At 70.8% G+C, this 13,027-nt stretch carries 15 protein-coding genes; 8 read left to right on the forward strand and 7 right to left on the reverse strand.

The window, feature by feature from the left end:
* Nucleotides 1–39: 39 nt before the first annotated feature.
* Nucleotides 40–531: an FBP domain-containing protein gene (locus QJS31_RS08755; protein ID WP_282779847.1), complete on the reverse strand. Its 492-nt coding sequence runs from the start codon at nucleotides 529–531 to the stop codon at nucleotides 40–42.
* 54 nt (nucleotides 532–585) lie between these two features.
* On the opposite strand from QJS31_RS08755, the gene QJS31_RS08760 reads away from it, so the two are divergent.
* Together QJS31_RS08760 and QJS31_RS08765 are read left to right on the forward strand one after the other, a co-directional pair.
* Nucleotides 586–1,221: a TetR/AcrR family transcriptional regulator gene (locus tag QJS31_RS08760; protein WP_282779849.1), complete on the forward strand. Its 636-nt coding sequence runs from the start codon at nucleotides 586–588 to the stop codon at nucleotides 1,219–1,221.
* A 126-nt stretch (nucleotides 1,222–1,347) separates the two neighbouring features.
* Complete coding sequence (locus tag QJS31_RS08765; protein WP_282779850.1) at nucleotides 1,348–2,010, forward strand: HAD-IA family hydrolase; 663 nt, start codon at nucleotides 1,348–1,350, stop codon at nucleotides 2,008–2,010.
* Nucleotides 2,011–2,101: 91 nt separating this feature from the next.
* Here QJS31_RS08765 and QJS31_RS08770 read toward each other — a convergent pair whose 3' ends face one another.
* Nucleotides 2,102–2,440 carry a helix-turn-helix transcriptional regulator gene (locus tag QJS31_RS08770; protein ID WP_282779852.1) on the reverse strand — a complete coding sequence of 113 codons (339 nt, stop codon included), beginning with the start codon at nucleotides 2,438–2,440 and terminating at the stop codon, nucleotides 2,102–2,104.
* 54 nt (nucleotides 2,441–2,494) lie between these two features.
* Between QJS31_RS08770 and QJS31_RS08775 the strand changes: the two genes are divergently transcribed.
* From QJS31_RS08775 to QJS31_RS08785, 3 genes are all read left to right on the forward strand, one after another.
* Nucleotides 2,495–3,244, forward strand: a complete 750-nt coding sequence (locus tag QJS31_RS08775) for an SDR family NAD(P)-dependent oxidoreductase (RefSeq protein WP_282779854.1) — start codon at nucleotides 2,495–2,497, stop codon at nucleotides 3,242–3,244.
* A 183-nt stretch (nucleotides 3,245–3,427) separates the two neighbouring features.
* The gene (locus QJS31_RS08780; protein ID WP_029925743.1) at nucleotides 3,428–3,790 is read left to right on the forward strand and encodes a hypothetical protein; all 363 of its coding nucleotides are present in this window, start codon (nucleotides 3,428–3,430) and stop codon (nucleotides 3,788–3,790) included.
* Nucleotides 3,791–3,982: 192 nt separating this feature from the next.
* The gene (locus tag QJS31_RS08785) at nucleotides 3,983–4,651 is read left to right on the forward strand and encodes an HNH endonuclease family protein (RefSeq protein ID WP_282779864.1); all 669 of its coding nucleotides are present in this window, start codon (nucleotides 3,983–3,985) and stop codon (nucleotides 4,649–4,651) included.
* Nucleotides 4,652–4,754: 103 nt separating this feature from the next.
* Here QJS31_RS08785 and QJS31_RS08790 read toward each other — a convergent pair whose 3' ends face one another.
* The 4 genes from QJS31_RS08790 to QJS31_RS08805 all read right to left on the reverse strand — a co-directional run bounded on the left by QJS31_RS08790 (nucleotide 4,755) and on the right by QJS31_RS08805 (nucleotide 8,534).
* Nucleotides 4,755–5,576, reverse strand: a complete 822-nt coding sequence (locus QJS31_RS08790; protein ID WP_372341605.1) for a sulfurtransferase — start codon at nucleotides 5,574–5,576, stop codon at nucleotides 4,755–4,757.
* Between the two features lie 312 nt (nucleotides 5,577–5,888).
* Nucleotides 5,889–7,103 carry a benzoate/H(+) symporter BenE family transporter gene (locus tag QJS31_RS08795; RefSeq protein WP_306356399.1) on the reverse strand — a complete coding sequence of 405 codons (1,215 nt, stop codon included), beginning with the start codon at nucleotides 7,101–7,103 and terminating at the stop codon, nucleotides 5,889–5,891.
* Nucleotides 7,104–7,189: 86 nt separating this feature from the next.
* On the reverse strand, nucleotides 7,190–7,996 hold the full coding sequence (locus QJS31_RS08800; RefSeq protein WP_306356400.1) for an SDR family oxidoreductase: 807 nt from the start codon (nucleotides 7,994–7,996) through the stop codon (nucleotides 7,190–7,192).
* A gap of 19 nt (nucleotides 7,997–8,015) precedes the next feature.
* Nucleotides 8,016–8,534 (reverse strand): Lrp/AsnC family transcriptional regulator, encoded by a 519-nt coding sequence (locus QJS31_RS08805; RefSeq protein ID WP_282779857.1) that lies wholly within the window; start codon nucleotides 8,532–8,534, stop codon nucleotides 8,016–8,018.
* A 181-nt stretch (nucleotides 8,535–8,715) separates the two neighbouring features.
* On the opposite strand from QJS31_RS08805, the gene pdhA reads away from it, so the two are divergent.
* Genes pdhA through QJS31_RS08820 form a run of 3 tightly spaced genes read left to right on the forward strand, consistent with a single transcriptional unit; the run spans nucleotide 8,716 to nucleotide 12,500 of the window.
* Nucleotides 8,716–9,795, forward strand: coding sequence for a pyruvate dehydrogenase (acetyl-transferring) E1 component subunit alpha (gene pdhA, locus QJS31_RS08810; RefSeq protein WP_282779858.1), 1,080 nt, complete (start codon nucleotides 8,716–8,718; stop codon nucleotides 9,793–9,795).
* Entirely contained in the window at nucleotides 9,792–10,775 is a 984-nt protein-coding gene (locus QJS31_RS08815; protein ID WP_282779859.1) for an alpha-ketoacid dehydrogenase subunit beta, read from the forward strand. Before pdhA ends, QJS31_RS08815 begins: the two co-directional genes overlap by 4 nt.
* Before the next feature lie 24 nt (nucleotides 10,776–10,799).
* A complete protein-coding gene (locus QJS31_RS08820; RefSeq protein ID WP_282779860.1) occupies nucleotides 10,800–12,500 on the forward strand; it encodes a dihydrolipoamide acetyltransferase family protein in 1,701 nt (566 codons plus the stop codon).
* Nucleotides 12,501–12,565: 65 nt separating this feature from the next.
* Here the strand turns inward: QJS31_RS08820 and QJS31_RS08825 are convergent, their stop codons facing one another.
* Entirely contained in the window at nucleotides 12,566–13,024 is a 459-nt protein-coding gene (locus tag QJS31_RS08825; protein WP_282779861.1) for a thioesterase family protein, read from the reverse strand.
* Between the last annotated feature and the right edge of the window lie 3 nt (nucleotides 13,025–13,027).

Here is a 13,027-nt window from a genome sequence, read left to right on the forward strand (position 1 = left end):
GGTCAACGTCCGGCCCGCGCCGACCGCCGGACGCCCCGGTCACCCCAGTACACGGGCGACGAATCCGTCGATACGCCGGACGAGGTGCGCGATGCGCGTCACGGTGGGCAATGCCTGTTCGGGTTGGTTGCCGCCGAGCGGTTTGCGACCGCGCACGTACAGCGAACAGCAGAAGTCGGCGCACACGTAGGTGCCTACGCTGTTGCCCGCCCTGCCCGCGGCGCCGGCCTTGCGCGCGGTGAACAGGTTGGTCCCGCCGACGCGGTGGACCGCGTGGCACAGCTCGCACATGCCCGTTCGCGGCCGGGAGCCGTCGGTGCTCGCCGCCCGCAGTTCGATGCCGACCAGCCGCCCGGCGTGCTCGGCGACCAGATAGGCGCGGCGGGGCGCACGCGAGTCGATCCAGCCGACGTAGTCCAGTTCCGGCCAGGGCAGGTCATCGAGGTCGCGGGGGAAGGTCATCGTTCGGACGCCGCTGCGGGAGCTGTTCACGAAACAGCGGGCGATGTCGTCTCTGGTGACGTCCTGCATTCCAATTCCTTCCACGATCGTTTCATGTAACGGTCGTAGTATAAACTGGCCCGCATGGGCCGCCCCAAAGACGCCGGACGACGGCGCGAACTCCTCGACGGATGCCGCGACTACGCGGACGAGCACGGGCTGTTCGGGCTCACGCTGCGCCCGCTGGCCGAGCACCTCGGGACCTCGACGCGCAATCTCCTGCACCATTTCGGCAGCCGGGAAGCCCTGATCACCGAGATCGTCGACCGCACCCTCGACGACTACCTGACGATCTCCCGGCAACTCCTGTCCCGCATCCGAGCGTTCTCCTCGGCTCTTCCCCCGACCGCCGAACATGTGGCCGACGTTGTCGCCGAGGGACTCGACTACGCCTGGAGCCAGGCCCACCTCCCGGAGGGCCGCCGCCGAACCGCCATGTTCTTCGAGATCTACGCGGCCGCGACCCGAGACCACGACCTGCGCCGCCGCTTCCTCGACCCGGTCGTCACCGAATGGCTGACCCCCCTGGCGGCGGCCATGGAAACCGCGGGCACCCCTCCCGAAACCGCCCGCTCCCTCGCCTCCCGCATCCTCGCGGTTCATCGCGGCCTACTCCTCGAATACCTGGCGCTGGGCGACAACCCGACGACCACGGCCGCCCACCGCGACGCCGTCCGAACCACCCGCGCCGCCATTCTCGCCGCCGTCGATCCGCGCTGAGCGAGACCGCGTTTCGGCGTGCCGATGACGATCGGCGGCCACCGTCGACGCGGCAGTTCCGCTGGCCTGACGTGTGCTTCCCCGAAACGCATTGCCCCGCATGGCAAGCGTGGTTATAACCAGTACATGACGGTCAACGCCACGCTCACCGCCCGCGCTCTCCTGTTGGACATGGACAGCACCCTCGTCAATTCCGAAGCAGTCGTGGAGCGATTGTGGGGAACCTGGGCCGCCACCCAGGGCCTGCCGATCGACGAGGTGCTGGCGGTGGCGCACGGACGGCAGGGGTGGGCGACGATGGCCGCGCTGCTGCCCGACCGGCCCATGGAGCTCAATCACGCCGACAATGCCCGCATGCTGCGGGAGGAGACCACCATCGTGGACGGCGTGGTGCCGGTCCCCGGCGCACCGGCCTTCCTGGCGGCCGTCGCGCACCTCCCGCACGCCCTGGTCACCTCGGCGGATGTCGCGCTCACCGAGGCGCGCATGGGTGCGGCCGGGCTGCCCGTACCGGCCGTCCGCATCACGGCCGAATCGGTCACGGTCAGCAAGCCCGATCCCGAGGGCTTCCTGAAGGCGGCCGCCGAACTGGGGCTGCCACCCGGGGACTGCCTGGTCTTCGAGGACTCCGGGGCGGGAATCGCCGCGGGCAAGGCGGCGGGCATGCGGGTCGTCGGAGTCGGAGCGCGCGCGGTCGCCCACGACCCGACCGCGCACGTCGCCGATCTGACCGGCGTCCGCGTCGAGGAGCGGGGCGACGGATTGATCGCCGTGCACATCCTCGGCTGAGCGCCGGTTCCGATCCGGTCCGCGCGAGGCGGGAGCCCGCTCCGGCGAGCCCGACGTGGCGGCCCTGTCCCGCGAACCCGACGTAGCGGCGCTATCCGGCGAGCCCGACGTGGCGGCCCACGTCGTCGGTCGTCGCGGCGTCCAGAATCGAGTCGAGCAGACCGGGGAACCGCTGATCGAGATCATCGCGGCGCAGCACCACGTAACAGCGGGTGCCCTCCTGCCGGGTCCGCGTGATCCCGGCATCGCGGAGCACCCGAAGGTGGTGGCTCAGTGTGGATTTGGCGACGGGGGCGCGCAGTTCGCCCCACCCGCGCTCGACGTCGTCGGCCAGCACGCGCACCAGGCCGACCCGGATCGGATCGCTCAGTGCCGCCAGCACGGCCGTCAGCTCGATATCGGAGGCCGACGGATGCTGTGGTTCGCGCATACCGCCCATGCTACTTTGTTCGACGTTCTACGAACATCGAACAAAGGATGCGATATGGGTAGCTTCGACGACCGCGTGGTGATCGTGACCGGAGCCGGAACCGGAATCGGACGGGCGGCCGCGATCGCGTACGCCCGGGCGGGCGCCACGGTGCTCGGCGTCGGCCGCAGGCGGGACGTGCTGGAGCGGACCGCGGCCGAACATCCGGCCATCGAGGTGATCGCCCACGATCTGCGGCGCGCGGAGGCCGCCACCGCGATCGTCGACACCGCCGTCGACCGGTGGGGACGGGTGGACGTGCTGGTCAACAATGCCGGTGCCACCGCGGCCATGCCGCTGGCCGAGGTGTCGGCCGCGCGCGTCGCGGATCTGTTCGCGCTCAACGTCACCGCCTCGAGCCTGCTCGCCGCCGCCGCGCTGCCGCAGCTGCGCGCGACCCGGGGCAGCATCGTCAATGTGTCGAGCACCTACGGACATCGGCCGATTCCGGGAGCCGCCCACTACGGCGCCAGCAAGGCCGCCCTCGAACAGCTCACCCGCAGCTGGGCGCTGGAGCTGGCGGGTGACGGCGTGCGGGTCAATGCCGTGGCCCCCGGTCCGACCGAGAGCGAGGCACTGACGGCGGCCGGGCTCGCCGACGAGGTGGTGGCCGCGATCAAGCGGGAGGAGACCGCCCGCATCCCGCTGCGCCGCCGCGGGGTACCGGCCGAGGTCGCGGCCTGGATGCTGCGGGTGAGCGAACCGACGGCCAGCTGGATCACCGGTCAGGTCATCACCGTGGACGGCGGTCTGGAACTCGTCTGAAACCCGGCGCGCCGAGGGGATACCAAACCGGGCGATTTTGGAACATACTGGGATATCCGCTGGTCACCGCGCGTGGACGGTGGCTGCTGCGCTTCAGCGGCGATCGAGCGGGACGCACCGGCGACAATCCATCGCGGCACCAGCCAGGGCCGCGACGACTCGATACCGAGGGAGGCCGTGAAGATGACGATTCTGCTCCAAGTGCTCGAGCAGAGCTTCACGCCCACAACGCCGTGGGAACGGCGGAAATTCACTTTCGTGGACACGACGAAGATCGTGGGGATGCGCCTGGACGGCCAATCGGGGGTGTGGCTGGATCTGTCCCGACCGGGGGAATCGCAGCGGTTGGCCCGCACGGCCGATCCGCGCGACGCCATCCAGTTCCTGCTCACCACCTTCGCCAAGATCGCCGAGTGCGAGGACCGCGGCGGATCGTGGCTGATCGGACACGATGGCGCGCGGTGCGAGACGATCGCGGCCACCCGCATGCCACCGCAGATGTCGGAGACGTCGGCCGACGATCTGCTGGCGCGAGCCTGGCTGTAGTCCCCCGCAACCGGTGCGAGAACACGGAACCGGTGCGAAGTCCTGGAAAACCCGCGTGGCGTGCGACTACACGGGTAGATGTGAGATGTGCGAATTCTGAGCGGGATTCGGCGGACGGCACGAGCGGCGGCCGTGGGGGTGCGGACCGGTGACACGGCCACGCTCGACCGGCGGTGCCGATGGCTCGCCGGACTGAGCGCGGTACTGATCGCGCTGAGCGGCTGCTCGGCGATCGGCCCGCGGGCCGGTCCGGCACCCGGCAGTCCCTCGCGCGCGCAGCTCGAGCAACTGCTCGACCACGTGCACGTGCTGCCGACTCGGCCGCGACCGGGTGGGTACGAACGCGGCTGCAAGGCCGGTCAGGGCTGCGTCTTCGGTCCGGCGTGGACCGACGACCACGACGCGCCCGGCGGTCACGACGGCTGCGACACCCGCAACAACGTGCTGGCCGGTCAGCTGACCGAGATCGGATTCCGCCCCGGCAGCACCTGCGTGGTGGTCTCGGGCATCCTCGACGACCCGTACACCGGCCGCCGCCTCACCTTCGAGAAGGCCGATGCCGGTACCGTCCAGATCGACCACGTCTACCCGCTGGCCGCCGCCTGGGATATGGGTGCCCACGGGTGGCCGCTGGACCGCCGCATCCGCTTCGCCAACGACCTCGACTTCAATCTCCTTGCCACCGAGGGCAAGACCAATCAGGACAAGGGCGACAGCACCCCTGCCGAATGGCTCCCACCCGCCGCCGCCAACCACTGCTTCTACGCGGCCAAGTACCTCACCACCGCCAGGCAGTACAACCTACCCATCACCACCGCGGACAAGGCGGTCCTGCGACGCGTCGCCACCGGGTGCCCCTGACCTGGTGGACGGGTGCGCCCGCTGAGCCCCGGCCCGGCCATCGTCGCAGGCGGCCGAACCGGCATCGCATCGAACCGATCCGGAACGCACCCGGGCGTACTGCTCAGGCGGTCGCCACCGGGCGTTTCGGGTCGTTGGACCACTGGGACCAGGAACCCGGGTAGAGGGCGGCGTCGATGCCGGCCACGGCGAGGGCGGCTACCTGGTGGGCGGCGGTGACGCCGGAGCCGCAGTAGACCGCCACCTTGCCGTCGCCGAGGGCGGTGAAGCGGGAGCGCAGTTCGGCGGCTGGTTTGAAATATCCTTCGGCGGTGAGGTTTTCGGCGGTGGGGGCGCTGTGCGCGCCGGGGATGTGGCCCGCGCGGGGGTCGACCGGTTCGGTGTCGCCGCGGTAGCGCTCGCCCGCGCGGGCATCGAGGAGCAGGCCGGGCCAGGCGGCGGCGGTGTCGGCGTCGATGGTGGCGAGGTGGCCGGGGGTGAGGACCACGTCGCCGGGGGCGGGGTCGGGTTCGGCACCCGTGGCGAGCGTGCCGCCCACGCGCTCCCAGGCGGGGAGACCGCCGTCGAGAATGCGGACATCGGGGACACCGGCCCAGCGCAGCAGCCACCAGGCGCGGGCCGCGGCCATCCCGCCGGTGGCGTCGTAGGCGATGACGGTGTCGCCGGTGCGCACACCCCAGCTGCGCGCGCACTTCTGCAACTGGGCGAGCTCCGGCAGCGGATGCCGACCGCGCGCCGGGGACGGCGGCGCGGCGAGTTCGGTCTCCAGGTCCACGAACACCGCGCCCGGAATGTGTCCGTCCAGATAGTGCTGCGGCCCGTCCGGATCCCCCAGCGCCCAGCGCACGTCCAACAGCCGCAACCGAGAATCCGCCTGCGACAACAACTCCCGCAGTTCCTCCGCCGAAATCAATACCGCGCTCAAGCCCACTCCTCGTCGCAGAATTCCAGCACGCACACCCGAATGCCCACCACCCTACGCAGCCCCGAACCGCCCGCGCAGCTGCCCGCCGATCGACCGGCACCACCGCGCCCTCTCGCACAGCGGCCCACCCACCTACCAGCACCACCGCGCCCACTCGCAGAGCGGTAGCGGTCAGTCGCACGACGACTCGCCCGACGACCGGTACCGCCATCGCGACCCGCGGCGCGGGCCGCGGTGGTCCGTGGCTTCCCGCAAGACCGACCGGTCCGCCACCCCGGCCAGAACCCGCCGCGCCGATCGGACCGGCCCCGTTCAGTCGGTCGGGCGGAGAAACCAGCGGACCACGAGCCCGGCGACCAGCGCCCAGAACGCCGCGCCGATACCGAGCAGCGAGATGCCGGAGGCCGCGACGAGGAAGGTCAGGGCGGCGGCGGGGCGGTGTTCGGCGGGGGCTAGGGCGGCGGTGAGAGCCGATGCCAGGGTGGCGATGAGAGCCAGGGCCGCAACGGTTTCCAGAACGCCGTCGGGGGCGGCGGCCACCAGGGCGACCAGGGCGGCGGAGACCAGCGCCAGCAGCAGGTAGGTGGCTCCGGCCGACGCCGCGGCGACCCAGCGGCGCTTGGGATCGGGATGGGCGGAGGGCGCCGCCGCCAGCGCCGCACTGATGGCGGCGAGATTGATGGCGTGCCCGCCCGCGGGTGCGCCCAGCATGGTGCCCAGCCCGGTCACGGTCATGGCCGGTCGCCACGGCACCCGGTAGCCGAAGGAACTCATGACCGCCGTGCCGGGTATGTTCTGGGCCGCCATGGTGACGATGTAGAGCGGCACGGCCAGACCGATCATCGCCTGCCAACTCCAGTGCGGCACGGTCGGTTCGAACCTGGGCACCATCGCCGACAGCTCGAGGCCGTGCCCCCGCACCGCGATCTCGATCCCCGCGCCTACCGCCGCCACCGCGAACGCCGCCAGCACCGCCCAGCGCGCGGCGTAGCGCTGCAGCACCAGCCACACCACGATCACCGGCACCACCACCGCCGGGCTGACCGTGAGCGCGTGCATGGGCGCGAGGCACAGTGGCAACAGCACACCCGCCAGCATGGCCTGGGCGATCTCCACCGGAATGGCCGCGATGAGCGCGCCGAGCCGCTGCCAGTATCCGGTCACCACGATGAGCGCACCGGTGATCACGAACGCGCCCACCGCCGCGGGCCAGCCGCCCGCCACCGCCCCGGTACTGGCCAGCAGCGCCGCCCCCGGCGTCGACCAGGCCAGCGTGATGGGCATCCGGTAGCGGCGGCTCAGGAACAAGATCCCGAGACCCTGCGTGATACAGACCGCCATCAGGCCGGAGGCGGCCTGCACCGAGGTCGCACCCACGGCGGTGAGGCCCGCCAGCACCACCGCGAACGAACTCGTGAATCCCACCAGCGCGGTGACGAATCCGGCCCCGATCGGCTGACCGAGGCCGACGGAGAGGTCCGGAGAGGCCGCGACGGCGGTGTCGTTCTCCACTTCGGTGCTGCTCATCGGGTCATTTTGACCTCGGACCGGACCGCCGGTCTCCAGCCAATCCCCCGGAACTGGACTGAAATTCCGGAGCCGGTCGCGGCGGTTCAGCTCTCCAGCGAATGCTGGTAGCGCCGCATGCCCGCCAGCCAGCGGTCGTAGTCGGAGCCCTTGAATCGGTACATGTCGAGCACTTCGGGATGCGGCAGGATCAGGAAGCTCTCGGCGGCGACACCGGCGAGGATCGCATCGGCCACCTCGTCCGAGGACAGCACCTTGCCCGCCGTGACCACGGCCCGGATCGCCGTCTCCGCCGCGGCCGCCGCGTCGGCGCTCTCGGTGCCCGCCCGCAGCAGCGCGGTGTCCACACCCATGGGGCACACGCAACTCACGCGAATCCCCCTGTCCCCGTAGGTAACCGACAACCATTCCGCGAACCCGACCGCGGCGTGCTTGGTCACCGCGTACGGGGCGGAACCGATCTGGGTGAGCAGCCCGGCCGCCGAGGCGGTGCAGACGAAGTAGCCGCCGCCCCGCTCCAGCCACCCCGGCACCAGCAGCCGCGCCGCCCGCACGTGCGCCAACACATTGACATCCAGCGCGGCCTCCCACTGCGCCTCGGCGCTATCCAGGCCGCGGCCGCCGAAAATGCCCGCGTTCGCGAAATACAGGTCCACCGGCCCGAATTCACGCTCGGCCCGGTCGATCAACTCACGGATCACCGCCTCGTCGGCGACGTCTCCCGCCACCGCGACCGCGGCCGCCCCCAGCGAATCGGCCACCTCCCGCACGGCCGCCTTGTCGATATCCGCCAGCACCACCCGCGCATGCGCGGCCACCAGCGTCGCGGCCAGTGCCGCCCCGATCCCCGATCCCGCACCCGTGACAATGGCTACCTTGCCCGAAACATCCATAAGGCACGGTATCCGGGACTCACTCGACGGCCCGGGCGGCCACCCCGTTCGCTCCGGCGAGCCGATCCAGCAGCGGGGTCGTGCGCGGACCCACCAGTTCCCGCATGACCAGGGCCATATTGGTGCGCTCGACACCCGGGATCTTCAGGATCTGCCCGGTGATGCGGTACAGGTCGTCGGCGTCGCGCGCCACCACCCGCACGGTCAGATCGGTCGGCCCGGTCATCCCGCACACCTCGGTGACCTCGGGGATCTCGGCGAGTTCGGCCACCACCGCATCGAGCCGATGCTGATCGACCACCACCGCGACGAAGGCCGCCAGCGGATAGCCCAGCGCCCGCGGGTCCACTCGCCGCTCGACGCTGGCCAGCAGCCCGGCCGCCTCCCAGCGGGCCAGTCTGGCCTGCACGGTATTGCGGGACAGGCCCAGACGCGCCGCCAGTTCGACACCGGTCGCGCGCGGGTTGGCGACCAGCTCCAGCAACATGCGCGCATCGGTGGCGTCGATTGCCCCGCCCACCGGCTCCCTACTGGACATAGGAATCAGTTTGCCATGAGCCCAGCCCGTTCTACCGAGCATTCTGCACAGTTGCCGCGCGTCGGCTTGCGCAGTTCGCCCCAGCGAGGAAGCTGTGTGATACAGGACACGTACACCTTCGCCCACCGGGACACAATCCCCCGGCGACCCGGTGTACCGGTGCTTCGAGGAGGCGATACCCATGCCCGAGAAGACCACCTACCCGGTGCAGCTCGTACAGCCCGACGGCCGCCGCGTGCACGATCGCGTACACGCCCCGCTGATCGCCGATATCGACGGCGACACCCTGCGCGAGCTCTACACCGATATGGTGATCGCCCGCCGCATCGACGTGGAGGCCACCGCCTTGCAGCGGCAGGGCCAACTCGGACTGTGGCCGCCGCTGCTGGGCCAGGAGGCCGCCCAGATCGGTTCGGCGCACGCCCTGCACCCCGACGACTACGTGTTCTGCAGCTACCGCGAGGCGGGCGTCGCCCACGTGCGCGGCGTGCCGCCGGAACAGCAGACCCGGCTCTGGCGCGGAGTCGCGCACTCCTGCTGGGACGCCGACGCGGTCAAGATGACCAACCCCGCCATCGTGGTGGGCGCGCAGGGCCTGCACGCCACCGGCTACGCCTACGCGGCGCAGCTGGAGGGGGCGGAGATCGCCACCATCGCCTACTTCGGCGACGGCGCGACCAGTCAGGGCGATATCGCCGAGGCGCTCGGCTTCGCGGCGAGCTGGGGTGCGCCGGTGGTGTTCTTCTGCCAGAACAACCACTGGGCCATCAGCGCGCCGGTGCGGGTGCAGAGCGCCACGCCGCTCGCCGCCCGCGCCATCGGCTACGGTATTCCGGGCGTGCAGGTGGACGGTAACGACGTGCTCGCCGTGCTGGCGGTGACCCGCCAGGCCATCGACCATGCCAGAGCGGGCGGCGGCCCCTCCTTCATCGAGGCCATCACCTATCGGATGGGGCCGCACACCACGGCCGACGATCCGACCCGCTACCGCACCTCGGCGGAACTCGAACTGTGGCAGCGCCGCGACCCCATCGACCGGTTGCGGCGGCTGCTGGAGCGGGAAGGGCTGTGGGACAGCGACTTCGAACAGCAGGTGGGCGCGCGGGCCGACGACGTGGCCGGGCGGCTGCGCTCGGCCACCCTCGCCATGCCCGACCCCGAACCCGAGGAGCTGTTCGAGCACGTCTACGCCACCCCGCATCCGCTGATCGAGCAAGAACGCCGCGAGTACCTCGCCTACCTGGAGGGAGCCCGGTCATGAAGACGACATTCGCCGGAGCCATCAATGTCGGCCTGCGCCGGGCGCTCGAGGACGACCCCCGGGTGGTGCTGATGGGTGAGGACATCGGCCGCCTCGGCGGAGTCTTCCGGGTCACCGACGCCTTGCAGAAGGATTTCGGGAACAACCGGGTGATCGACACACCGCTGGCCGAATCCGGGATCGTCGGAACGGCTTTCGGCATGGCGCTGCGCGGGCTGCGGCCGGTGTGCGAGATCCAGTTCGACGGATTCGTGTACCCGGCCTTCGACCAGATCGTGTGCCAGGTGGCCAAGATCCACTACCGGACCAAGGGAAAGGTGTTGGCTCCCATAACCATTCGCATTCCCTACGGCGGCGGCATCGGGTCGGTGGAGCATCATTCGGAGTCGCCGGAGGCGTATTTCGCGCATACCGCGGGGCTGCGGGTGGTGTCGCCGAGCACTCCGGCCGACGCGTATCTCATGATCCGGCAGGCGATCTCGCTGGACGACCCGGTCATCTTCTTCGAGCCCAAACGGCGGTACTGGGACAAGGCCGACGTGGACTTCGACCGACTGGACGGCGGCGAGGGGCTGCCGCTGGACCGGGCCCGGGTGTGCGTCACCGGTAGCGACGCCACCGTGGTGGCCTACGGCGGCACCGTGGCCACCGCACTGGCGGCGGCGAAGATCGCCGATACGGAGGGCCATTCGCTGGAGGTGATCGACCTGCGCAGCCTGTCGCCCATCGACTTCGACACCGTGGCGGAGTCGGTACGCAAGACCGGGCGGCTGGTGGTGGTGCACGAGGCCCCGGTATCCGGCGGGCTGGGCGCGGAAATCGCCGCCCGGATCACCGAACGGTGCTTCTATCATCTGGAGGCTCCGGTGCTGCGGGTCGGCGGCTTCGACATCCCCTATCCCCCCGCTAAGCTCGAACGGCACCACCTGCCCGACCCCGACCGCGTCCTGGCCGCGGTCGACCGCACGCTAGCCGCCTGACCGTACTGCCACGGAGGTTGCCCGGTGGAAGATCAGCAGGTTCTAGAGTTCCGACTGCCCGACCTCGGTGAGGGACTGGCCGACGCCGAACTGGTGTCGTGGGCGGTGGCGGTCGGCGACCGCGTGGAACTGAACCAGACCATCGCCGAGGTGGAGACGGCCAAGGCGCAGGTGGCGCTGCCCTGCCCCTACGCGGGCACGGTACTCGAACTGCTCGCCGAGCCCGGGGATACGGTGCCGGTGGGCGCACCCCTGATCCGCATCGCCGGGGTGGACGCCGCGCCGGAGCGGCAGTCGGTACTGGTGGGCTACGGCCCCGACAGCGAACCGCAATCCCGCCGCGCCCGCGCCGCGGCGGCGAAAGTCGCTGCGGCCGAGCGTGCTTCGAGTGCCAACGGCAACGTCGCGACGACACCGGGAACGGATGTCGCCGAGACCGATCCGGCGGCGACCGAGCCGCATGCCCCCGAAGGCTGGTCACCGACCGGTGCCGGCGAGGAGTCCGAAGCCACCCGTGAGGCGGCCGCCGGGAGCACTCGGGGCCCGGACGTCGGGATCACCGGTACCGCGCACACCGGAGCCACGGACGCCCGGCCCATCCGCGACACGGGCGTCGGAGCCACCCGCGACGCGGCCGGGGACGGCGCGATCGGAAGCGCGACGGCGCGCGGGCTCGGGGACGCGCGGGACGGTACCGAGGGGCTGGGGCGGGAGCGAACCGGGGCGGCGGGGCGGCCCGCCGCGATACCGGCGGCGCGAAAGTTGGCTCGGGAGTTGGGGATCGATCTTGCAGCGGTGACGGGGACCGGGCCCGACGGGGCCATCATGGTAGCCGATGTACAGCGAGCGCGGGAGGCGGCGTCGACACCGGATGGTGCGGCCACCTCCGGGAACGCACCCGACCGCACGGCAGGCCGGGGCGGGGTGGCGAGGCGCGCTGACGACGGTGGGCAGCTGCCGATTCACATCGCGCCGCCGGTGCCGTCCATGCGGCCGGAGTCCGCGGTGCGTCCGGTGCCCGCCGAGCGGGAAACCCGCACGCCCGTGAGCGGAATTCGCAAGCGCACGGCTGCGGCGATGGTGGCCAGCGCGCGGGACATCCCGCAGGCCAGTACCTTCGTCACCACGGATTTCACCGGGTCCATGGAGCTGCTGGACCACCTGCGTGGCACGCCGAGCTTCGCGGGTCTCTCGCTGACACCGCTGGCGCTGGTCGCCAAGGCCACGCTGGTCGCGCTGAGCGAATTCCCGGAACTCAATGCCGTGTGGGACGAGGCGAATCAGGAGATCGTCACCAAACACTATGTGAATCTGGGTATCGCGGTCGCCACCGAGCGTGGGCTGCTGGTGCCGAATCTCGCGGAGGCGCAGGCATTGAGCCTGCGGGATCTGTGCGGGGAGATCGGCCGTCTGGCCGAGGCCGCGCGATCCGGGACGGCGACCCTGCACGAGCTGACCGGCGGCACCTTCACCATCACCAATGTGGGCGTCTTCGGCGTGGATACCGGTGTGCCCCTGGTGAATCCGGGCGAGGCGGCGATCCTGTGCCTGGGCTCCATCCGGAAGCGGCCGTGGGTGCACCGCGACGAGATCGCGGTGCGCTGGGTGACCACGCTCGGCCTGAGCTTCGATCACCGGCTGGTGGACGGCGAGCAGGCGGCGCGCTTCCTGGCGAGTGTGGCCGCGCTGGTGGAGGATCCGCTCACCCTGCTCGGTCGGGTCTGACCCGCCGAGATCGACCGGGTCGCCGGATCGCGGTGGCGGAAGCGCATCCCGCCACCGCGCGGGCATCAGGCGTCGGCCGCCTCCGATTCCAGGATCTCGCTGACCACCAGGGGTTCGGCGGCCGCGCGGATGATGGCGGGGATCTCGATCGGCTGCCGGGTCACCTCGTCCACGTAGACGTGCACGAATGTGCCGGTGGCGGCGAGCTTGAGCGTATCCCCTGCCTCACGGAAGATGGCGAGTTCGTAGCTGATGCTGGAATTCCCGAGTCGGGCGATGCGGATGCCGACCTGCAACTGATCCGGAAAGCTCAGGGAGCCCAGGAATTTGCACGAGGTCTGCGCCACGATGCCGATGGCGGGTAGGTCCCGCGTATCGGTGCCGGTGGCGTGCATCAGCCACGCGTTCACCGCGGTGTCGAAGTACGAGTAGTAGGTCACGTTGTTGACGTGGCCGTAATGGTCGTTGTCCGCCCAGCGGGTCGGAACCGGCCACAGCACCGGGTAATCCTGCTCCGAAGTCACCTC

It is taken from the genome of Nocardia sp. CC213A (assembly GCF_030766805.1).
GTDB classification, from domain to species: Bacteria; Actinomycetota; Actinomycetes; order Mycobacteriales; family Mycobacteriaceae; genus Nocardia; species Nocardia otitidiscaviarum.

Bases quoted from the DNA above. Each gene is read 5' to 3' on its own strand.
- QJS31_RS08795 (WP_306356399.1), bottom strand. From the start codon at position 7,103: ATGAGCAGCACCGAAGTGGAGAACGACACCGCCGTCGCGGCCTCTCCG.
- QJS31_RS08775 (WP_282779854.1), top strand. From the start codon at position 2,495: ATGGGTAGCTTCGACGACCGCGTGGTGATCGTGACCGGAGCCGGAACC.
- pdhA (WP_282779858.1), top strand. From the start codon at position 8,716: ATGCCCGAGAAGACCACCTACCCGGTGCAGCTCGTACAGCCCGACGGC.
- QJS31_RS08805 (WP_282779857.1), bottom strand. From the start codon at position 8,534: ATGTCCAGTAGGGAGCCGGTGGGCGGGGCAATCGACGCCACCGATGCG.
- QJS31_RS08780 (WP_029925743.1), top strand. From the start codon at position 3,428: ATGACGATTCTGCTCCAAGTGCTCGAGCAGAGCTTCACGCCCACAACG.
- QJS31_RS08770 (WP_282779852.1), bottom strand. From the start codon at position 2,440: ATGCGCGAACCACAGCATCCGTCGGCCTCCGATATCGAGCTGACGGCC.
- QJS31_RS08765 (WP_282779850.1), top strand. From the start codon at position 1,348: ATGACGGTCAACGCCACGCTCACCGCCCGCGCTCTCCTGTTGGACATG.
- QJS31_RS08760 (WP_282779849.1), top strand. From the start codon at position 586: ATGGGCCGCCCCAAAGACGCCGGACGACGGCGCGAACTCCTCGACGGA.
- QJS31_RS08755 (WP_282779847.1), bottom strand. From the start codon at position 531: ATGCAGGACGTCACCAGAGACGACATCGCCCGCTGTTTCGTGAACAGC.
- QJS31_RS08800 (WP_306356400.1), bottom strand. From the start codon at position 7,996: ATGGATGTTTCGGGCAAGGTAGCCATTGTCACGGGTGCGGGATCGGGG.
- QJS31_RS08815 (WP_282779859.1), top strand. From the start codon at position 9,792: ATGAAGACGACATTCGCCGGAGCCATCAATGTCGGCCTGCGCCGGGCG.